We start from the raw sequence: 5704 nt of genomic DNA on the forward strand, positions 1-5704 counted from the left end.
GATGGGTGGATGGGTGGATGGGTGGAGCGATTCCTGGTCCTGTAGCAAGTCAGAAGCAGCAGTGGAGTCTACAGAAGCCGACTTGAGACTCGCCTCATCTTCCTTACCTTCCTCATCTCTCTCACTCTCTCCACTCCCCAGCGCTGCCAAGATCCGTCCAATTCGGCGAATGTGGCCTGAAAATGTGGATAGGCTCTGCTCGATCGACTGCTCGTCGCCGATGTCGGCTAGCACTTGCCCAAACCAGGGCAGCTCTACCGGCTCGCGGGCGGGAATGTAAAGACCAGCACGGGCCATTAGCGCCGCTAGGCCCAGGGTTTTGAGGGTAACGGTTTTGCCGCCGGTATTGGGGCCGGTAATGGCCACCACCCGCAGGTCGGGGCGAATCAGCAGGTTGATTGGCACCACCTCCGGGCCTTGCTCATGGCGCTGCTGCCATACCAGCAGGGGGTGGCGCAGCTGGCGCAGGGTAGTCTGCTCGTGGGGCTCGATAAAGCGGGGCGGATTTGCCCACAGCCACAGCGAGTAGCGGGCACGGGCATGGGCCAAATCTAGCTCGGTGACAATCGCCAGCAGCGCCGACAGATCGTCGTAAACCATCGCCACCGCATCACTGAGCTGGCGCAGAATGATCTCTTCCTCAGTTTTTTCCTGGCGCTGTAGCTGGCGCAGGCGGTTGCCCAGCTCGACCACGGCCTGGGGCTCAATGTAGAGGGTGGCCCCACTGGCCGAGGCATCGTGAACAATGCCGGGTACGGCATCTTTTTGGGGCGCTTTGACCGGCAGCACAAAGCGATCGCCCCGCTGGGTAATCAAAGCCTCCTGCATGGCCCCGGCCTGGCGCTGCAAAATGCGCTGTAGCCGCTGCTGAATATCTTGACGGGTTGATTTAATGCGATCGCGAATGCCCCCCAGCTTAGGGCTAGCCCGGTCGGTCACATCGCCGCGATCGTCAATGCAGTGGTAAATCTGCTGCTCCAGATCAGGGTGGGTACTCAGGTCGGCCACCAGTTCCTGCAGCACCGGCAGATCGTCCGGCGGCTGACTATCGATGGTGCGGCGCAGCTGGCGGGCACCGTTTAGGGTGGTTGCGATCGCCAGCAGTTCCTCACCGCTCAGCAAACCCTGGCGGTAGGCTCGCTCTACCGCCGCACCAATATCGCGAATGCCGCCAAAGTTGAGGCCATTGTTGTGTTCCTCTAGCCAGTAGGCCTCCTGGGTTTGAGCCAGCAAGGCTTGACTGGCTACCTGGCTCACAGGGGTCACCAGCGCTTGGGCCGCCAGCGTACCCATCTTGGTGGCGGCAAAAGTCGACAGATGCTGGCACAGCCGAGGCCATTCCAGCAGGTTGAGAGTTTCTTGATAAATCAACGGCAGTTCAGACAGAAAAATACGCTCGTTTAGGGCCGATACATGCTTATTAGTATAAGGAATTTAGCCTAGAGAACTCCTCTCCACTGTCGGAGGCAGCATTCCACCACCGTGATCTAACGGATTGACCTTGAAGCATAAAACCGTTAAATCCGAAGCCAATTTCGGTAAAGATACGCAACCCCTTGCCAATGCCAGTTGTTAAGCAATCCTCAATAATTGCCTAGCCTTAGCAAGCGAAGGGCATTCTAGGTTTATCTAATGTGCATACAATAACAGCGGTCATCCTTTAGACAGCAATCGTCTACCTCCTATGGCAGTAGCTTCGCCACCCTAAATCGACTACTCAAGCCATTGTCCAACTGGCTCTCGCTCTTCTGCACCTTTACGCACACTTACTCTTTCCGGTTCCTGAATCTGTGCTTGAAAATGACCTGGTCAACGCCGCTGCCTTAACGGCAACCATTGATCCCTCACCCCTCTGCGTAGACGCAGAGGACACGTTGCACCGGGTAATCGAAGCGATGGGCCAGGCCACCAAAACCTATGCTCTGGTATATCGCAGTGACGCTTTATCAGGGGTATTCAGCCACGACAACGCTGCCCAGGCCGCTACCCACCAGGTCAACTTTAGCCAGACCCCAGTCGCCCTCTGGATGACTCCAATCGACTGGCTGCGCCCCCTCAAGACCTCCCTGCCCTGGCCTCAAGGCTTTAGCAGCCTCCACCCCGAGCAGCCCTACCTCCCCGTGGTCGATCAGGCTCACCATTGGCTGGGGCTGCTGACCCCAGACGGTTTCTGTACCCTGCCCGCCGATGCTGAAACGACCTCAACTAGCCGGGCCGAGCTTACCGCTTGCCACTACTCCTCTGCCCTATTTCAGCAGCAGCAAGAGCGGCTAGCTCTGGCTCTCCAGGGAGCCCAAATGGGGACCTGGGACTGGGATCTGGCCCAGGGAACCATTGTGATTTCGGATGAGCAAGAGCGGCTATTGGGGCTGGCCCCAGGTGAGTTTGACGGCAGCTACGACACCCTCTTTACCTACCTGCACGAAAACGATCAGGCTGCTGTACACCAGGCCCTGCAGCAGTCCATTCAGCTCAAACAGCGCTACGGCGTTGAGTTTCGAGTGTTGCACCGCGATGGTCAGACCCGGTGGTTGTCGGCCCGAGGCCAGGTGTTTGATGACGGCGAACACGCCCCCCGATTGGCTGGAGTCACCCTTGATATATCGGATCAAAAGCGGGCCGAAGCCGAAATAAAGCTCCAGTCGCAGCGGGAGCGGCTGGTCGCCGAAATTGCCCAGCGCATTCGGCATCTGCTCGACTTAGACAGCATTTTGGCGCAAACCGTCACCTCGGTACAGACGTTTATCGAGGCCGATCGCGTCATTGTGATCCAGTGTGGGGCCGATATGAGCGGCGAGGTGATTCAAGAATCACAGTCTGGTGCCTACCCGCCTATGCTGGGCTGGTCGCTGCGTGACCCCTGGTCAGTAGGCGAAAAGTTTTTGGCCCACTACCGGGCCGGGCGTGGGCTGGCCGTCGAAAATATCTACACCCAAAATTTGCCCCCTAGCCAGCTAGCGTTTCTAGAATACTTTCAAATTCAGGCCGAAATAGTGGTGCCTCTGCTAGAGGATCAAACCCTGTGGGGACTGCTGATTGCCCACCAGTGCCGATCGCCGCGAACCTGGCGCACCCCCGATGTGCGGCTGCTGCAAAACCTGGCTACCCAGGTGGGCATCGCCATTCAGCAGGCTAAGATGCACCGCGAGCTAACCGTGGCCAACCAGCGGCTCAAGCGTATGGCCTACCTTGACGGTCTCACCCAGGTCGCCAACCGCCGCCGTTTTGAGCAATGCCTCGACAGAGAGTGGCGACGGATGAGCCGTGAAAATGGTCCTTTATCGCTGGTGATGGCTGACATCGACAGCTTTAAAGGTTTCAACGATCGCTATGGTCATCAGGCTGGCGACAACTGTCTGCGACTGGTGGCTCGCACCCTCAACCGAGCCGCTAAACGGCCCGGCGACCTGGTTGCCCGCTACGGCGGTGAGGAGTTTGTGCTGGTGCTGCCTAACACCGATCTCAAGGGAGCCGAAACTGTGGCCGAAGACATTCGCCTGCTGGTTCGCGGTCATCGGATAGCCCACGAAGGGTCGGCGGTGGCCAAGATTGTCACCATGAGTTTTGGGGTGGCCAGCACCCTACCCGCCAGCGGCGGTAGCCCCGCCCAGCTGATTAAGCTAGCCGATGATGCTCTCTACGCCGCCAAAAACCATGGCCGAGACCAGGTTAGGGTAACCGGAGAGCCGCTGCCGACTGAGTTCGGTCAAATCTAACTCGCCCCCTGGTGGACCAAGCTGGCGGTGGCTTAGTCGATGTTAAGGGCCTGCGAAAACAGCCCCTGGCCCAGGCGATCGCCCAATGACGCAGCTAATCGATCTGGTCTGACGTTTCAGGTTTCTGGCCTCATCTGATGGCCCAGAGTCACAATGGCGGCCACAATCGATCGCTGGGTCAGCCCTGCCTGCATCTGGTCCACAAACGATTGATCAACGCGGCGGGGGAAACCTGTTCGGGTAGCCCAACAGGCAGAGATTTTATGGTCGCCGCAAAATATCTTCTCAAGTGTACCCATTAGCCCATACCTGGCCAAATTTAGCCTGGCAGAATGAAGACGAGCGCTAATGCTATTCTCAGGCTATTTTCAGCCCTTTGAGTTCTAATGACAAGAAGCGGCCTTCGTACAGACGGCACGCCTGGCTTTTATAGCTGTGGCCAGTCTGGTTAAGACAGGTCTCCTATGAACGTTCAAACGTTTGAACGTTCATAGGGTTTCTGGATGTCCTAACCAACGTGACTATGGCTATATCTAAGCCGACCCGGTAATCGTATTACCAATGCTGTTTTACTGACATAGATTTCATGGTCCAGTCTCCCCCGTCTCCTGCTGCTACTGTTACCCCCTTTGAGCAGCGGCTCGATCAGCCCCTGACGAAACTGCCAATCAGCGTGCTGCAAATAAACCTGGGCCGTAAGTGCAATCTGGCCTGTACCCACTGCCACGTCGAGGCTGGTCCTCACCGTACTGAAGAGCTGTCACCAGCGGTGACCGACCAGCTGATTGAGCTGATGCGCCGATTCCCGCAAATTACTACCGTCGACTTGACCGGTGGTGCCCCCGAAATGAACTACGGCTTTCGCCCCCTGGTAGAGGCCGCACGAGGGCTGGGGAAGACAGTCATAGTGCGATCGAACCTGACGATCTTTTTTGCGCCGGGCTTTGACGATTTACCCGAATACTTTGCTCGCCAACAAGTGCAGGTGGTGGCGTCGCTGCCCTGCTACCTCGAAGACAATGTCGATAAGCAGCGGGGAGCTGGCGTGTACACCGAGTCGATTCGAGCCTTGCAGCGGCTCAATCAGCTGGGCTACGGCCACGACCCCGCTCTGGGCCTAGACCTGGTCTATAACCCGCCCGTGCCCCGCAGTGCTGAGTTTTCACTTACCCCCAGCCAGGCCGAGCTACAGGTCAATTATGAGGAATACCTGCGATCGCACTTTGACATCGTCTTCAACCACCTCTATACCATCACCAACCTGCCCATTGGTCGGGTAAAGCAGTACCTGCACAGCAAAGACCTCTACTGGCCCTACCTGCGCTTTTTGGCCGACCACCACAACCCTGCTACCGTGCCCAACCTAATGTGCCGAAACCAGCTCTCGGTCGACTACGACGGCATTCTCTACGACTGCGATTTTAACCAGATGGAAGCCGTACCCTGCCCAGCACCCAGCGGCCAGCCCCTGACCGTAGCCGATCTGCTGGTCGCCAACTCGCTCGATCTGATTACAGAAATACAGACGCGCCCTTTTTGCTACGGCTGTACGGCTGGGGCCGGATCAAGCTGCGGCGGCGCTCTGACCTAGAGCTGTCAAATCTAAAAGTTACAGCGTGGGGAAGTCTGCCGCCAGGGTTCCCCCTTCTAATCCCAGGGCTAAAGCATATTTTTGAATAAAAGCGCGAATGTAAAAGGGCTCTGGCAGCTGCTGCAAATTGCCGGTCTCGATCGCTCTCAGGGTATAAGTCTGAATAAACGTCTGCTGGTAAATATCGTCTAGCGACATCGATTTTTCCTGCCGAATTTGCTTTAGATAAGCCCCAACTTTTTGCAGGCTGGCCTGCTGTATGGCCGCAAAATCGGCCTTAGCCTGCAGCTTTTTGGCCAGCGTTTCATGGATATAGTGGCGCTGCTCAGAAAAGCGGGCTGAGGAGGCTGGGGTCGCCGCTGTTTGGGGGCGGGCCGAAATGGCGTCGGGCCGAGGT

General features: G+C 57.3%; 4 protein-coding genes and 1 pseudogene. 2 read left to right on the forward strand and 3 right to left on the reverse strand.

Going from position 1 to position 5704, the window contains the following annotated elements; translation table 11 throughout:
* Positions 1 to 1371: pseudogene (locus IQ273_RS29345) on the reverse strand (endonuclease MutS2); the annotation flags it as partial.
* Positions 1372 to 1790: 419 nt separating this feature from the next.
* Between IQ273_RS29345 and IQ273_RS29350 the strand changes: the two are divergent.
* Positions 1791 to 3716, forward strand: a complete 1926-nt coding sequence (locus IQ273_RS29350) for a diguanylate cyclase (RefSeq protein ID WP_194026648.1) — start codon at positions 1791 to 1793, stop codon at positions 3714 to 3716.
* 116 nt (positions 3717 to 3832) lie between these two features.
* Here IQ273_RS29350 and IQ273_RS34130 read toward each other — a convergent pair whose 3' ends face one another.
* On the reverse strand, positions 3833 to 4015 hold the full coding sequence (locus IQ273_RS34130; RefSeq protein ID WP_228054136.1) for a hypothetical protein: 183 nt from the start codon (positions 4013 to 4015) through the stop codon (positions 3833 to 3835).
* A gap of 287 nt (positions 4016 to 4302) precedes the next feature.
* Between IQ273_RS34130 and arsS the strand changes: the two genes are divergently transcribed.
* Positions 4303 to 5307, forward strand: a complete 1005-nt coding sequence (gene arsS, locus IQ273_RS29355; protein WP_194026649.1) for an arsenosugar biosynthesis radical SAM (seleno)protein ArsS — start codon at positions 4303 to 4305, stop codon at positions 5305 to 5307.
* Positions 5308 to 5325: 18 nt separating this feature from the next.
* Here the strand turns inward: arsS and IQ273_RS29360 are convergent.
* A partial coding sequence (locus IQ273_RS29360; protein ID WP_194026650.1) for a RodZ family helix-turn-helix domain-containing protein occupies positions 5326 to 5704 on the reverse strand: 379 nt, incomplete at its 5' end.

The organism is Nodosilinea sp. LEGE 07298, from assembly GCF_015207265.1.
GTDB lineage: Bacteria > Cyanobacteriota > Cyanobacteriia > Phormidesmidales > Phormidesmidaceae > Nodosilinea.